This window comes from Spirosoma oryzae (assembly GCF_003002825.1).
GTDB lineage: Bacteria > Bacteroidota > Bacteroidia > Cytophagales > Spirosomataceae > Spirosoma > Spirosoma oryzae.
The window spans coordinates 376,090-392,925 of the sequence record NZ_PVTE01000002.1 but is presented as its reverse complement, the minus strand read 5'-3'; the positions used below and the strand labels follow the sequence as shown (position 1 = coordinate 392,925).

Genomic DNA, 16,836 nt, shown 5'->3' with positions numbered 1-16,836 from the left:
AAAAGGGTCAACAGGTTGGTGCTGTTAAGGCGGGTGAACACCTCTTCCATTTCGCACAGAGTCGTTAAGCCCCGTACTGCCGATGGTACTGCTGTCACAAGCGGGAGAGTAGGTAGGTGCCACCTGAAGAAACGAAAGCCGAGCCGGTCAGCGCAAGTTGACCGGCTCGCTGCGTTTTATAGATAATAGCATCCGCTGAAACTAGTTTTCTTGTAGATTTGAGTAATTACTGCTGACTAAAAAAGTATTGTTAGTCGAGTTGGTAACATGAAATACTCACTAGATATTGCAGATTATACTTGTGAACATCTTTATCATTAATAGTATAATTTTAAGTTAAGCAGTAATTTGTAGGTACATTGGTCGCAAATCGAGCGCCCAATAAAAATGGGTATTAAAAGAAGATTAGAATTCTAAAATAATTTAATAAAGACGAATATATTTGCTTTAAATTTAATGATAGCGGAATAATATAAGGGCAAAGTACATGAATGCATATGGTAAGCCGCTGTCCCTCAACGAAAGAAAGAATAGTAAATTGAGGAATTAACCCAACCACTTTACACCAATGAAGCAGCGTACCCGGGGTCTGCTATAAAATGCTGTATGCAAAATCGTAAGTAACGCTATGATCTAGTAAACGATACAGCAGGAAAAGAAGACAATCGGCTCTTTCAGTAAGTTCAGATGAATTTGCACAAAACCAATTATCAAATGTCTATGAAAGTAACAGTACAAAGAACCTTTTCGAGGGCTTTGCTCATGTTAGGAGCACTCCTCCTCCTGACGGTGTCGTCATTTGCAGCTGACCAGGTTATCACTGGTAAAGTGCGCGACGAAAAAGGAAATGAATTAGCTGGAGCAACCGTAACCATCAAGGGTACGAGCAAGGGTACTAACACGGATGCGGAAGGCAATTACCGGATTAACGTAACGAGTGCTGAAGACGTACTGGTGTTCTCGTACATCGGTTATGGCAAAGAGGAAATCATCGTTGGTAGTAAAACGGTCATCAACGTTAAACTAAATCCTGGTGACGCGACGCTGAACGAGGTTGTTGTAACGGCTCTCGGCGTGTCGAAAGATGCCCGTAAAGTTGGCTACGCGGTAACGACTGTGGATGCATCTCAGTTTACGAAAGCTCGTGAGAACAACATCGGTAACTCACTTGTTGGCCGCGTTGCAGGTTTGAGTGTAAAAGGAACGAGCAGTGGTCCCGGTGGTACAGCGAAACTGCTGTTGCGTGGTATGCCAAGCATGAACTCGGCTGGCTCTCCGCTGTTTGTTATCAACGGGGTACCAATGGACAATACCCAGCGGGGGAGTGCCGGTCAATGGGGTGGATCAGATGGTGGCGATGGTATCGGTAACATCAATCCGGATGATATTGAAACGATGACCGTTTTGAAGGGGCAATCGGCTTCGGCTCTATACGGTGCACGGGCATCGAACGGCGTTATCCTGATTACGACGAAGAAAGGTCGTAAGGGTGATTTTGCCGTTGACTACAACATGAACGTGAGTACGGATCAGCCACTCAATCTGACGGATTTTCAGTATGTGTACGGGCAGGGTCAGAATGGCGCAAAACCAGCTACGGTCGCGGAAGCACAGCTAACAGGCCGGATGAGTTGGGGTGCTAAACTGGATGGTACAAACGTTATTCAGTTCGACGGTAATCAATACCCCTATGTAGCCCAGCGTAACAACATCAAGAACTTCTATCGGATGGGTTCGAACTTCACGAACACGGTGTCGGTGACAAAGGGTGGTGATAATGGCTCGTTCCGGTTGTCGCTGTCTAATCTTGACAACAAGTCGATCATCCCGAACGCTGGACTATCGCGGAAAACGGCAAACCTGACCGTTGATCAGAACATTACGCCGAAGCTGAGTATCAGCGCGCTGGCTAACTACATCGATGAGCGGGTAGATAACAAGCCGCAATTGAGTGATGGTCCGCTGAACGCGACGAATGGCTATCTGCTGGCGACGAACATCGACGAACGTATTCTGGCTCCCGGTTACAATACGACAACGGGCCAGGAGGTTGTATTCAGCGACGATAACTATGTAACGAACCCGTACTTCGTCGTCAACCAGTACGTAGCAAACAATGCTCGTAAGCGGATTATTTCGATGCTGTCGACCAAGTACCAGTTTGCTGAGTGGATCTATGCACAAGCACGGGTTGGGTATGACAATGCAAACGACCGCGTGAAAACCGTTACACCCTGGGGTACGTCGTACTCGATCAGTGCAAACCCTAAAGGTCAGGGTCAGCTTAACGAATTGTCGAATGCACAGCGTACCGAATTAAACATTGACGCCTTGCTGGGCATCAACAAAACGCTGTCGCCCGATTTCTCGGTTAACGCCTTGCTGGGTGGCAACATCCGCAAAAACAACTATGAGAAGATTGGTGTAAGCGGTAGCCCATTCGTACTGCCTTATCTCTACAGCTTCAACAACGTAGTAAACTATGGACGGAGCTATGAAGTGTCCAATACACAGGTTAACTCGGCTTACTACAACGTTGACCTTGCGTACAAAACATTCCTGACGCTGAGCACCACCGGTCGTTACGATACGTACTCGACGTTGCCAAGTGCAAACCGGGCCATCTTTACACCTTCTGTAACGGGTGCATTTGTATTCTCGGATCTGGTTAACGTTCCTAAACTGAGCTTCGGTAAACTGCGGGCTGGTTATGCTGTAACGAGTGGCGAACCTACAACGGCCTATGGCACGAGCGTGTACTATAGCGTTAACAACCCGATTAATACGATCCCAACAGGTAGCTTCAGCTCAAGTCTGCCAAACCTGTTCCTGAAGCCGTTTACAAAAACGGAACTTGAATTTGGTCTGGAACTGCGCTTCTTTGGTAACCGGCTGGGCTTCGACGCTTCTTACTACACACAGACGACGAATAACGAAATCATGCCAGCCAACTACAGCTGGTCGACGGGTTACTCAAGTGGTGTCGTCGGTACGGGTTCTGTGCAGAACAAAGGTCTTGAACTGCAAATCAACGGTACGCCAATTCGTTCGTCGAAACTTACCTGGAACGCGTCGTTTAACCTGACGTCGGTACACAACAAGATTCTGCAAACCGATGCGAACAACAACCCCATTAGCCTTGGCCAGAACCGGGCTACGCTGGGTAACGCTACCACTGCTTTCGTAGTAGGTCAGGCCGGCCCGCAGATCATGGCGTATGACTACAAATACCTGAACGGTCAAATCGTCGTTGACGCATCAGGCCTGCCAGTGCGGGGTGACCTGATCAACATGGGTACTGTATTGCCTACGCTCTACGGTGGTCTGAACAACGAATTCATCGTTGGCGGTTTCAACCTCTCGTTCCTTGTCGACTACAACTACGGCAACAAAGTACTGTCGGCTACGGAAAACTACACGCTGCGTCGTGGTCTGAACCAGGCTACGCTGGAAGGACGTGAAAGCGGTATCACAACGGGCGTAACGTCGGATGGCGCAGTTAATACCAAGACAGCTACCGCACAGGCTTACTACACAGCGCTGGCCAACAACGTAACCAAGACGAGTGTTGTCGATGGTGCGTTCATCAAAATGCGTCAGGTAACGTTCGGTTATAATCTGCCTGCCCGCCTGTTCGAAAAACTGCCGCTGATTCGTGCTGCCAGCATCTCACTGGTTGGCCGGAACCTGTTCTTCTTCATGCGTAACGCGAAGAACATCGATCCTGAAGCTTCGTTTGGCTCTAACCTGGCTTATACCGGTATCGAAGGTGGCAACCTGCCATCGACCCGTAACTACGGTTTCAACCTGAACATCAAGTTTAAATAAACCGACAATGACGAAAAAACTTATCGCGACAAGTCTGCTCGTTGCAGCGCTACAGGTGTCGTGTACAGATAATTTCGACGCGCTCAATACCGACCCTACTCGTGCGTCGAGCAGTGCGTTTGATCCTAACCTTCTGTTGCCAAGTGCCGAATACAGCTACGTAAACGGTGCTGCAGGTTATAATGGTCCGATTCTGTTTCAGGCAGGCTGGGTACAGATTCTGGCGTCGACCAGCTCGGGTGGGGCCAACTACTACACCAACGCCGACAAGTACGTAATCTCGGGTAACACCGCCGATTATCAGCAGCGTTCGTGGAACATCGAGTACCAGGCGGCCAGCTACATGTACGAGATGCAGCAGCTGACAGCTGGTAACGCGGCCCGGTCGAACCTGAACAACATCGGCGCGATCATGCAGATTCAGGCGCTAGCCTACATTACCGACGTATATGGCGATATCCCGTATACGCAGGCGTTACAGGCTAAAACGAATGCTGTTACGACCCCGGCTTACGACACACAACAGAGCGTTTACACGTCGATGCTGTCGCAACTGGATAAAGCAACGGCGGCTTTGAACACGTCGGGAGACACGCCTACCAACGATGCAATGTCGTACAAAGGTGATATCACGAAGTGGAAGAAGTACGGCTACTCACTGATGCTGAAGCTGGCGATGCGTCTGGTAAAAGCGGATGCTACGACGGCTAAAACATACGCCGAAAAAGCAGCCGCAGGTGGCGTATTCACCAGCAGTGACGACGATGCGTACGTAGTAGCTGACAATGCAAACGGGTACGGAAACAGCAACGGTCAGGCATTGACTACGCTGGACGATATCTACCAGGTACGTTGGAGCAAGCCACTGATCGATTATCTGAAAAACAATAGCGATCCGCGTTTGAGTATCGTAGCCGAAGTACCCCCAGCCGGTCTGACAGCAAACCAGAGCGGAACCAGTGGCGGTAGCACGGATGCCAGTGCGCAAATGGGTCTGCCCAGTGGCTACGACCTGAATGGTGGCGCTACCGACATCTCGAAAGCGCCTAACTATCCTGGTGCAACGGGATCGGGTACGAACGTTACCCCAATCGGCAACTACTCGCGCCCCACGGTGATGTACCGGAACCGGAACGCTCCGCTGTTTATCCTTACCTACGCCGAAACGGAACTGTTGCTGGCTGAGGCCGCTACCCGTGGTTTCAACATAAGTGGTTCGGCAGCTCAGCACTACAGCAATGCGCTGGTAGCTGGTATGCAATCGCTGGCTCGCTACGGTGGTAACACGATCAGTTCGGCTACGGCTACGGCCTATGCTGCGGCTCACCCACTGGTAGCGTCGACAGCGCTTCAGCAAATCAACACGGAATACTGGGCAACTACAGGTCTGATGATGAATTTCACGGCTGCCTGGAACAACTGGAAACGGTCGGGCTACCCTGCCCTGACACCCGTAAATTACACGGGTAACTTCTCGAACGGTCAGATTCCGCGTCGTCAGCCATACCCAACATCGGAAGCTACGCTCAATAGTAACAGCTACCGTACTGCAATCGGCAATCTGTCGGGTGGCGATACCTGGAGCTCACGCGTTTGGTGGGATAAATAAGTAATAAGTTTGAAAAGGGTGAGGTGGCAACCATGTCACCTCACCCTTTCTTTTTAGTGAATTATCGGGATACCTATTTCGTTTACTGTAGATAACAACGTAAACCCTGTGTACAAGATGATTACAGCGATTCAGCCTTCCTTCAGCCGACTGCTGTCAATCGTGTTGCTGCAATGGGTGACCTTGTCTGTCAATGGGCAGTCGACGCTGTTTCAGACGCTGTCAGCCGACCAGACAGGTATTTCGTTCAGCAATGAAATCGATGAAAACGAGCAGCTGAACGTTCTTTCCTACGAATATTTTTACAATGGTGGCGGAGTAGCGGCTGCCGACTTCAACAACGACGGCCTGACAGACTTGTTCTTCACGGCCAATTTAAAAGCCAATAAGCTGTACCTGAATCGGGGTGGGCTGGCTTTCAAAGACATTACGAAAGCGGCTGGTTCTGGCCTTGGTGGCCGGAACAGTGGCTGGAAAACGGGCGTTAGCGTAGCCGACGTCAACAACGACGGGCGCCCCGACATTTACGTTTGTTACTCGGGTAAAGTGGCTGAGCCGCTTCGCCGAAATCAACTCTTCATCAATCAGGGAAATCAGCCCGACGGGACACCGCAGTTTGCCGAGAAAGCGGCTGAGTACGGTCTCGATGACCCAGGCTATAGCACGCAGGCAGCCTTCTTCGATTACGACCGCGACGGTGATCTCGACATGCTGCTGCTAAACCATAATGTCAAGAAGTACGACAATATGGAGCTGGCCCGGCTGCATAACGAAACAGACCCGCTGGCGGGCAATAAGCTGTTCGAGAACCAGAAGAACAAGTTTGTCGATGTAACGGCCAAAGCCGGTATTCACCAATATCCGCTGACGTTTGGGCTGGGTATGGCAATTGCCGATATCAATCTGGACGGTTGGCCGGACGTCTACGTGACAAACGATTACAACGAACCTGACTACATCTACATAAACCAGAAGAACGGTATCTTCCTCGACGCGACGCAGCAGCAATTGCGGCACATGGCGCAGTTCTCGATGGGCGTTGATATTGCCGATATCAACAATGATGGGCTGCCGGACATTATGTCGCTGGACATGCTGCCGGAAGACAACCGGCGGCAGAAGTTGCTTCAGTTGCAGGAGAACTACGAGTCGTTTGAGTTGATGCAGCAGCAGAAACTGCAACGGCAGTACATGCGCAACATGCTTCAGCTGAACAACGGACTAATGACCACTAGCAACGGCCTGTCACTGCCTACATTCAGCGAAATTGCGCAGGTGGCGGGTGTGTCGAACACTGACTGGAGCTGGGCACCCTTGCTGGCCGATTTTGATAACGATGGCTACAAAGACCTGTTCATCTCGAACGGCTATCTACGCGATTACACCAATAAAGACTTCCTGCGGTATTGGGGCGACTACAAGATTCGCAAGGCAATCGACCGGGAGCCAATTCAACTAATGGATCTGGTGAAGGCGATGCCCGCGACGAAACTGCCCAACTATATCTTTCGCAATAACCACGATCTGACCTTTTCGAATCAACAGCAGGCGTGGGGTATTACAAAACCGACGATCTCGAACGGGGCCGTTTACGCCGATCTGGACAATGACGGTGACCTCGAACTGGTTGTCAACAACATCAACGAGCCGGCATCGGTATATCGCAACATGGCGCGCGAACAGGGGAAAAACGCCTATGTACAACTGAAACTGGAAGCTGAAGAAGGTGCGTCGAAAGCCATCGGCGCGAAGGTGACGGTCTATGCCGCAGGCAATCGACAGTACCAGGAGCTGAACCCAATGCGGGGTTACCTGTCGACACAACCGACTACCCTGCACTTCGGACTCGGTTCTGCCACGACAATCGATTCAGTCGTGGTCGTCTGGCCCGATCAGTCGCGGCAGGTGCTGACGGGGCAGGGCGTCAATCAACTGGTAACGATCAAACAGGTGGGGGCGAAGAAAACGAAGACAAGTCCGGTTGCCATTCCTGCACCCGTATTTACGACCGTCGATCCGCTGTTACCCCACGCACACGAAGGCTACGTCGAAAACGACTTCAAGCGGCAGCCGCTCATGTTGTGGATGTATTCGCACACGGGACCGGTGATTGCCAAAGGGGATGTGAACCGGGACGGACTCGACGACCTGTTCATTAGTGGCGATCAGAAGAAACCGGGGGCTGTCTGGATACAGCAAAAGGGTAGTAAAAAGAATGAGCCCGCGTTTACCAAACTGGCTGGCCTGACCATTGGCGACGAAACCGTGTCGGCTATCTCGGCGGCTACGTTCTTCGATGCGAATGGCGATGGGTATGATGATCTGTATGTCGCAAAGGGTGGTTATTCCTTATTTGAAGCGAATACAGAGTCGTTACAGGACGAACTGTACCTAAACGATGGTCACGGTAAGCTGAGCAAAGCGACCCTGCCAGTACTGACGATGAGTAGTAAATCGTGCGTCCGGCCGGTCGACTACGATGGTGATGGCGACCTCGATCTATTCGTCGGTGGGCGGGTTGTGCCAGGTCGATACCCGGAGACACCGCGTTCGTACCTGCTCGAAAATAAAGGTAATGGGCAATTCAGTCTGATCGATGGACCGTTCTCGTCCGTCGGTATGGTCACCGACGCGCAGTGGAGTGATCTGGATGGCGATGGTCGCCCCGATCTGATCGTGTGTGGGGAGTTCATGCCGGTCAAAATATACCAGAACACCAAGGCAGGTTTTGTGGATCAAACCCAAACGTATATGCCTCAGGGTGATACGGGGTTCTGGTCGTCATTGACTGTTACGGATCTGAACGGCGACGGAAAGAAAGATATCATAGCCGGTAATCTGGGGCTGAACTCGCAGATCAAGGCATCGGTAAAAGAACCTGCTGAATTGCTCTTCGCCGATTTCGATGGAAACGGTTCGATCGACCCCTTTTTCTGCTACTACATTCAGGGAAAGACGTATCCGTTTGTCAGCCGCGACGAGTTGAACGATCAGATTTACGCCATGCGCCGGAAGTTTGCGTACTACAAAGACTACGCGAACGCGTCGGCAACAGACCTGTTCTCCGCCGAGGAACTGGCTAAAGCGCACAAACTGACGGTAACGAATACGCGCTCGATCTGTTACCTACGACAGGGTGATGCTTTCGTACCTGTCGAACTGCCCATTCAGGCACAGTTTGCGCCTGTTACCAGTACGCTGTCGGGCGATTTTGACCGAAACGGTACAGTCGACCTGCTGTTGCTGGGTAATCGCTCCGACAATCGGTTGAAACTGGGTAGTATGGATGCCAATTATGGTTGCCTGCTGTCGGGCGACGGCAAAGGTGGCTTTACCTACGTTGAGCAACCGGCGTCGGGCCTGGCGGTACAGGGCGACGTTAAATCAGCCATGCCCATAACAGTAGATGGAAAAGCCTACGTGCTGATTGGCGCGTTCAATCAGCCGTTGCAACTGTATAAACCCACGAAGCCATGAAGAAACTGCTTGGTTTATGGCTGCTGTGGCAGGTGAGCGTCGCAAAGCCTACACCTAAAGCGTCCGAGCTGACGAATCGGCTACAACCGACCATTTTCGCGACGACGATGGTTATGATTCACGATGTCGTAAATCCGCCCGCAGCCAGTCGATTCTACACGTATTGTCTGCTGGGGGCCCATGAGATCGTGGCGCAGCAGCATCCGGAACAGGTCGTTTCCGCGCAACGATTCGTACAGCAGTGGAAACCGATAACCATCAGTACGTCAGGCCAGTATAACTATCAGATTGCTGCGCTGTATTGTATTCTGGAAACGGGTCGACTGATTCTGCCGTCGGGTTATATGCTGGAAGAGGAGCAGCAGAAACTGATTGCGAGCCTGCAAAAAGCGGGGTATGGTCAGGCGCAGATCGATCTGTCGGTAGGCGTGGCGCAGCAGGTCGCGCAGCAGGTGATGCAGCGGGCCGCCAGCGATAACTACAGCAAGCTGAGCACACGGCTACGCTACCGACCGGTCAAGGACGACGCGCACTGGTACCCGACCCCGCCGGCTTATATCGAAGCCATCGAACCCAACTGGCGGACGATCAAACCCATGCTGATCGATTCGTGCAGTCAGTTCAAACCCGTGCTGCCGGTTACATTTAGTAAAGATTCGACCAGCCGGTTCTACAAGCTGGCCCGGGAGGTATACACCATTGGGAATACTCTGACGCCCGATCAACGGTTTATCGCGTCGTACTGGGACTGCAATCCGTTTGCCATCAACACATCGGGACACATGTCGATTGGCTTTAAGAAAATTAGTCCCGGCGGGCACTGGATGAACATCACGAATCTGGTTACGGATCAGCTCAAGCTATCGTTCGACCAGGCTATCGAGGTGGAGTCGCTGGTGGCGATGACGCTTATGGACGCGTTTATCAGCTGCTGGGACGAGAAATACCGCAGCAACCGTATCCGTCCCGAAACATACATCAACCGATACATCAGTCCGCGCTGGCAACCGCTGCTGCAAACGCCACCCTTCCCGGAATATACGAGCGGGCACAGCGTGATTTCGACCGCCGTGGCCGAGGTATTGACCTTTCTGCTGGGTGATAACATCGGATTTACCGACAATACCGAAGTGATTTTCGATTTACCCGAGCGCAAATTTTCGTCTTTCCGGCAGGCTGCTTCGGAAGCCGCCATCTCGCGACTGTACGGTGGTATTCACTTTCGGGATGCTATCGAAGACGGGCAGAAACAGGGTAAAGCGCTGGGTAATTTCGTGATCGACCGGATACGAAAAGCAGGCGTTCGCCCGCTACTGACGGCGGGGCGTTGATTGGTGACGTATCAATTATGCCTAAGCTAGTGACATCATTAAATAAGACCATATTAGTTGGTAAGTAGGGTTGTCAGGCCGCTGACTTACTAAGAAGGCGTGGGCAGGCATGCTTACCGCGATCAATCATCTACTCTGTTAAACACACGCCATCCCCGATTGTCGACCGGCAACGGCTAAGCCGAATTTGTTCATTACTATGCAGGATAATGTAGTTCTTTCAGTCATCGACACGAAAAAGAGTAAGCTCAAGCGACGATTAATTGCTGAATTATACCGCGCCGAATCACGGACGATTTCACAACTGGCGGGCCTGCTCCACACCAGCGTACCGTCGACGACTAATCTGATTGACGAACTGAGTAGTGAACACTGGGTACGCGGGGTAGGCACGGGTAATGCGCAGTTTGGCCGTAAGCCATCGTTGTTTGCCCTCGATCCCAGCCGATACATCAACATCGTAGCCGACATTACCGTACACGATATTCAACTGCGGGCCATGAACCTGGCCAACGAGATTGTTGAGGAACTCGACGTCAAGCTGGGACTCGACCTGTCCGACAATTTTTTGACGGTGCTGCGGGAGCCATTGGAACAACTGGCGCAGTTACTGGGAACTCGGGATGTACAAATCATTGGTGTAGGCGTATCGATGCCGGGGCTGGTCGATCCGAAGCGGAGTGTAAACCACACCTACCCGAACCTGAACGGGCCGGGTGTATCGCTGAGTCAGCTGTTTCACTCCATTTTCCGCGCGCCTGTCTATCTGATTAATGATTCGCAGGCCATGATTGTCGGCGAACACCGGTTCGGGCTGGCGCAGGGCAAGAACCACGTCATGTCCGTTAACATCGACTGGGGTGTCGGGCTGGGCGTTATTGTCGACGGAACGATTTTTCAGGGCGGTGGCGGTTTCGCTGGCGAGCTAGGACATATTCAGATGAAGTCGGAGGGGGGCGAACTATGTCACTGTGGCAAAGTCGGTTGTCTCGATACACTGGCGTCGGCGTCGGCGCTTATTCAGCGGGCGCGAACTGGTTTGCAGACCGGCGCTGTTTCCCTGTTGGCCGAGGAGAACCTTGATAACCTGACCATCGAAACGATCATTGCCAAAGCGAGTCTGGGCGACGTGTTCTCAATCGACCTGCTCAGCGATATCGGTAGCGAGTTGGGGCGCGGACTGGCCACCGCCGTTCACCTGTTCAATCCGGAGCTGATTATCGTCAATGGCGTGCTGGCCAAAGCCGAGAAAGCCATTATCCGGCCAATCGAACAGGCCATCGCCAAATACTGCCTGCCCAACTACCGCGACAACCTGACCATCGAACAGTCAAACCTCGACGGCATGGCCAAGCTGTACGGTACGCAGGCTTATGTGCTGCAAAACCTGCTGGAGCAGGAGCTGATTCCATGAATAAACCAATGCTTTTAGTACCTAATCCTCAACACATGAAGTATTTTCTTGGTGCTGCGCTAACGCTGACGATGTCGGTGGCTACGCTGGCACAAACGGTCGACAAAGTAGATGACCCGGTTGAATGGGTAAACCCACTGATGGGTACCGATTCAAAGCCGAGTTTGTCGACAGGCAACACCTATCCCTCTATCTCGCTGCCCTGGGGTATGAACTGCTGGATGCCGCAGACGGGCAAAATGGGCAACGGCTGGGCCTACGTATACACGGCCGATAAGCTGCGGGGTTTCAAGCAGACGCACCAGCCGAGTCCCTGGATCAACGACTACGGGCAGTTTGCCATCATGCCGATTACTGGTAAGCGCCGGTACAAAGAAGACGACCGGGCCAGCTGGTTTTCGCACAAGTCTGAAATTGCCAAGCCGTACTACTACAGCGTTTATCTCGCCGACCATAACGTAACGACGGAGATCAGCCCGACCGAACGGGCCGCTGCTCTGCGTTTTACCTTTCCCGAAACCGATTCGTCGTTTGTCGTGATCGATGCACTCGACAAAGGATCGTCGATTCAGATTATTCCGGGCAAAAACCGTATCGTCGGCTACACGACCAAGAACAGCGGGGGCGTTCCGGCCAATTTCAAAAACTACTTCGTCATCCAGTTCGACCGGCCGTTTGCCAACACCGCCGTCTGGAGTGGCGATACGTTATCAGCGACGCAACTGGCCAAGCAGGCGAATCACGTCGGGGCCGTCGTTGGGTTCAAAACGCGCAAGGGCGAACAGGTCTATGCGCGGGTTGCTTCATCGTTCATCAGTCCTGAGCAGGCTGAACGCAACCTACAGGAGATCGGTAACGATTCGTTCGATACGGTGAAAAACAAGGCGAAAGCGATCTGGAACACCGAGATGAAGCGGATGCTCGTTTCGGGCGGTACCGCCGATCAGACCCGGACGTTCTATTCCTGCCTGTACCGGACAATGCTGTTTCCGCGTAAGTTCTACGAGATCGACGACAAGAAGCAGATCGTGCACTACAGCCCGTACAACGGACAGGTACTGCCAGGCTATATGTTTACCGATAATGGCTTCTGGGATACGTTCCGGGCCGTGTTTCCGCTGTTCAACCTGACTCAGCCGACGCTGAATAGCCATATTATGGCGGGGCTTGAGAACGCCTATAAGGAAAGCGGCTTCCTGCCCGAGTGGGCGAGTCCCGGCCACCGCGATTGTATGGTCGGTTCCAACTCGGCGTCGATCATTGCGGATGCGTATCTCAAAGGAAACCGGCAGGGCTACGACATCAACAAGTTGTACGAAGCGATCCTGAAAAATACGCAGACCGAAGGACCCTTGTCGTCGGTTGGTCGTAAAGGGGCGGCTTACTACAACAAGCTGGGCTATGTCCCGTACGATGTCAAGATCAACGAGAATGCCGCCCGTACGCTTGAATACGCCTATGACGACTTCACCATCTGGCAACTGGCGAAGGAATTAAAGCGTCCGCAGGCCGAGATTGATCTGTTTGCCAAACGCAGCCAGAACTACCGCAACCTGTTTGACCCCAGCACCAAACTGATGCGCGGGAAAAACGAGAACGGTACGTTTCAGTCGCTGTTCAATCCGTTTAAGTGGGGTGATGCGTTCACGGAGGGTAACAGCTGGCACTACACCTGGTCGGTTTTCCACGACGTACAGGGCCTGAGCGATCTGATGGGCGGTCGGGCCGGTTTCGCCAAAATGCTCGATTCGGTGTTTGTCGTGCCGCCCGTATTCGATGACTCGTACTATGGCTCGGTCATTCACGAAATTCGGGAGATGCAGATCATGAACATGGGTAACTATGCCCACGGCAACCAGCCGATTCAGCACATGATCTACCTGTATAACTATGCCGGTCAGCCGTGGAAAGCGCAGTATTGGCTTCGCGAGGTGATGAATCGCCTGTACCAGCCAACACCCGACGGCTACTGTGGCGACGAAGACAACGGGCAAACCTCGGCCTGGTACGTGTTCTCCTCGATGGGTTTTTACCCGGTCTGTCCCGGTACCGATCAGTACGTGCTGGGGGCTCCGCTGTTCAAGAAGGTAACGCTACAACTGGAAAACGGCAAAACACTGACGGTCAACGCGGCCAACAACGGCGCGCAAAACCGCTACGTGCAGGACGTTAAGCTGAACGGAAAGACCTATAGCCCGAACTGGCTAAGCCACAGTGAACTGATGAAAGGCGCTACGCTTGACGTGCAAATGACCGATAAGCCCAATACGAAGCGTGGTACGAATCCTGCCGATGCACCGTATTCGTTCTCCGCGTCGAAGAAGTAGTCAGTAACTCACAAAAGTAGAAGGGGGTATGATGCTGAATCATATCCCCTTTTTGTTGATTATTCCAGTGATGTCATTTCTGATTCGCTAGTCCAGATTGCACGTTACAAACAACTATTTATATAAATGTCTGTATATTAGACGTTTATGAATCTTTTGTCATCCCGAGCCTGCGAGGGATCTTCGCTAGAAGACAATCATTTGCTTACTAGCGAAGCTCCCTTGCAGGCTCGGGATGACAAAAATTAGTTACTCATAAATAGCGTAACGCAACCAACACAAACTACGAATGGAAAGTCCTTTTTATCAATTAGCCGCCAAGACGACCAAAGGCGAAGACCTGCCAATGGCTGATTTTCGGGGTAACGTGGTCCTGATCGTCAATACCGCGACTAAATGCGGCTTGGCTCCTCAGTTCGATGGCCTGGAAAAACTGCATCAGCAATACCGCGACAAAGGACTGGTGGTACTGGGTTTCCCCTGCGATCAGTTTCAGGGACAGGAGCCAGAAACCAACGACACCATGGAGCAGGTCTGTAGGATCAATCATGGTGTTACGTTCACGCTGACCGCGAAAGGTGACGTCAACGGACCGAACACACAGCCCGTCTTCAAGTATCTGAAAAACGAATTAGGCGGCTTTCTGGGTAGCCGGATCAAATGGAACTTCACCAAGTTCCTGGTTGACCGAACCGGTAAGCCCTACAAGCGGTACGCGCCGACGACCAAACCCGAAACGATCGAGAGCGATATTCAAAAGCTGCTTTAGCGTCGGGATGACAGAAAGGATCAATACAATAAGGCCGCGCTTTCGTCAGAAAACGCGGCCTTATTGTATTGACTAAGTTTGCCATTAAATCTGCTCCCAGAACTGCTGAATCAACGCCAGCGCTTCATCGACGGTGTCGGCGACGAGCAGAAGTTCGCGGTTTTCCGGCTTGATGAAACCATCCTGTACCCCCCGGTCGAGCTGTTGCAGCATCAGGTCGTAATAGCCGTTGATGTTGAGCAGTACGATCGGACCGTCGTAGAGCTTGAGTTGCCGCCAGGCCAGAATCTCGAACAGTTCGTCGTAGGTACCGTAGCCACCGGGTAGCGCAATGACACCCTTCGACAACTGTACCATCTTGAACTTACGCTCGTGCATGGTTTCGACGAAGTGAATCTCGGTCAGGGTCTGGTGTGCAACTTCCAGATCCGCCAGAAAATTGGGAATGACCCCGGTTACCTGACCGTCGTTACGCAGTACGGCGTCGGCGACGGTACCCATTAGCCCAAAACCGCCACCGCCGTAGATCAGCCGGACGTTGGAACGGGCCATTTTTTCGCCTAACTCAATGGCTGCGTCTTTGTAAACCGGATTGGTGCCGGGGCTGGACGCACAATAAACGACAATACTTTGCATGGGATATGTTGACTACGTAAAGCCGACGCGCCCTACAGCAGTGCGTCGACCAGTTCGGTAAAATTTAAATCGCCGAATGAGCCGGAACTCATCAGCAGAAAAATAGTGGCTTTGTCGCGTTTGTCGAGTAAATACTGCCGCAGCGCTTCCGCATCCGTCAGCACCGTCAGATCCGGACGGCCAAAAGTAGTACGTACGGCGTCGATGTTGACCAGCGCCCGCTCGTCCGCCGAAAAGCCCGCTACGTTGATGAATACGGCTGCCTGATTGGCTTTGTCCATCGTTTGCCGGTACTCTTCCAGAAAGGCGGGTATCAGGTTTACCGCGTGAAGTTCGGCCACGGCTACGACCGAATTACCGGGAAACTGTGCCCGAACGGCTGCTGTAGTAGCCTCTACCTTGGCGGGAGCGTAAGCGAAATCGCGAAAGAGTCGCTTTCCGTTGCGTTCGATCACCTGCTCCAGCCGGTGCGGAACCGCCTTGAACGTCGGAATGGCCGCGTAAAACTGCTCTTCGGTAATACCGATCCGGTCGCAGACGGTCATGGCTGCCGCGATGTTCTTCATGTTGTGCTCACCAAATACGGGCACCGGTATCTTATCACCTCTGCGGGGCAGCAGATACGTTTGTCCGTCGATGATTTTGCTGGGGTGCGGCTGGTACGGCAGTTTCGTGATATCCGTACGCTCCTTCTGCCCGATGATGTCGAGCATGTTGTCGTCTTCGTCGAAGATCAGAATACCCGCTTTCGGCATGGCTTCGGCCAGTTCTTCGAATTGATCGACGTAGCGGTCCCAGGTAGGGTAGATGCTGACGTGATCCCAGGCGATACCGCTGATGAGCGCGATATGGGGCTGGTAGTTCAGAAACTTAGGCGTCGGATCGAGCGGTGAGGATGCGTAGGCATCGCCTTCGATAACGATCAACGGAGCCTGAGCAGACAGCCGAACCGTCGACTCGTAGCCGTCGAGCGTCGTACCGACCAGGTAGTCGAACGCACGATTGTGGAAGGTCAGTACGTGCATCAGCATGGCCGTAATCGTGGTTTTGCCGTGGCTTCCCGCGATAACGATGCGCTGCTTTTGCTGACTGTGCTGGTAGATGTAGGCCGGCAGCGAAAAGATCGGCAGCTTCAGCTCCTGCGCCCGCAGCAGCTCCGGGTTGTCGGGCCGGGCGTGCATACCCACGATAACCGCGTCCAGCCCCGCCTGAATTCTGTCGGGAAACCAGCCCAGTTCCGTTGGCAGGAGCTGATGCTGACTCAACCGCGTGTGCGACGGCTCATAGATCACATCGTCGGAGCCGGTAACGGTATGACCGGCTTGCTGAAGCGAAATCGCCAGATTGTGCATGACACTTCCGCCGATGGCAATGAAATGGATAGACTGGGGCATTAGACGGTACGTAAAACTGAACTGATCGCAAAAGTAGGGCATTCGGCCGGA

General features: G+C 52.5%; 9 protein-coding genes and 1 rRNA gene. 8 read left to right on the top strand and 2 right to left on the bottom strand.

From position 1 onward, the window contains the following. The first annotated feature begins 14 nt into the window (after nucleotides 1–14). The 8 genes from rrf (at nucleotide 15) to CLV58_RS03825 (ending at nucleotide 14,755) form a co-directional block, all read left to right on the top strand. Nucleotides 15–125 (top strand): 5S ribosomal RNA (gene rrf / locus CLV58_RS03860). Between the two features lie 595 nt (nucleotides 126–720). Further along, complete coding sequence (locus tag CLV58_RS03855) at nucleotides 721–3,828, top strand: SusC/RagA family TonB-linked outer membrane protein (protein WP_106136444.1); 3,108 nt, start codon at nucleotides 721–723, stop codon at nucleotides 3,826–3,828. A 7-nt stretch (nucleotides 3,829–3,835) separates the two neighbouring features. Next, entirely contained in the window at nucleotides 3,836–5,437 is a 1,602-nt protein-coding gene (locus tag CLV58_RS03850) for a SusD/RagB family nutrient-binding outer membrane lipoprotein (RefSeq protein ID WP_106136443.1), read from the top strand. A gap of 117 nt (nucleotides 5,438–5,554) precedes the next feature. Then, nucleotides 5,555–8,914: a VCBS repeat-containing protein gene (locus tag CLV58_RS03845; protein WP_106136442.1), complete on the top strand. Its 3,360-nt coding sequence runs from the start codon at nucleotides 5,555–5,557 to the stop codon at nucleotides 8,912–8,914. Further along, nucleotides 8,911–10,245, top strand: coding sequence for a vanadium-dependent haloperoxidase (locus CLV58_RS03840; protein WP_106136441.1), 1,335 nt, complete (start codon nucleotides 8,911–8,913; stop codon nucleotides 10,243–10,245). Before CLV58_RS03845 ends, CLV58_RS03840 begins: the two co-directional genes overlap by 4 nt. Nucleotides 10,246–10,444: 199 nt before the next feature. Then, nucleotides 10,445–11,659, top strand: a complete 1,215-nt coding sequence (locus CLV58_RS03835; protein WP_106136440.1) for an ROK family protein — start codon at nucleotides 10,445–10,447, stop codon at nucleotides 11,657–11,659. A gap of 35 nt (nucleotides 11,660–11,694) precedes the next feature. Beyond that, nucleotides 11,695–13,986 carry a GH92 family glycosyl hydrolase gene (locus CLV58_RS03830; RefSeq protein ID WP_106136439.1) on the top strand — a complete coding sequence of 764 codons (2,292 nt, stop codon included), beginning with the start codon at nucleotides 11,695–11,697 and terminating at the stop codon, nucleotides 13,984–13,986. A gap of 289 nt (nucleotides 13,987–14,275) precedes the next feature. After that, nucleotides 14,276–14,755, top strand: a complete 480-nt coding sequence (locus tag CLV58_RS03825) for a glutathione peroxidase (protein ID WP_106136438.1) — start codon at nucleotides 14,276–14,278, stop codon at nucleotides 14,753–14,755. A gap of 84 nt (nucleotides 14,756–14,839) precedes the next feature. Here the strand turns inward: CLV58_RS03825 and CLV58_RS03820 are convergent, their stop codons facing one another. Beyond that, nucleotides 14,840–15,391 (bottom strand): LOG family protein, encoded by a 552-nt coding sequence (locus CLV58_RS03820; RefSeq protein ID WP_106136437.1) that lies wholly within the window; start codon nucleotides 15,389–15,391, stop codon nucleotides 14,840–14,842. Between the two features lie 32 nt (nucleotides 15,392–15,423). After that, nucleotides 15,424–16,785 carry a UDP-N-acetylmuramate--L-alanine ligase gene (locus CLV58_RS03815; protein ID WP_106136468.1) on the bottom strand — a complete coding sequence of 454 codons (1,362 nt, stop codon included), beginning with the start codon at nucleotides 16,783–16,785 and terminating at the stop codon, nucleotides 15,424–15,426. Nucleotides 16,786–16,836 lie beyond the last annotated feature (51 nt).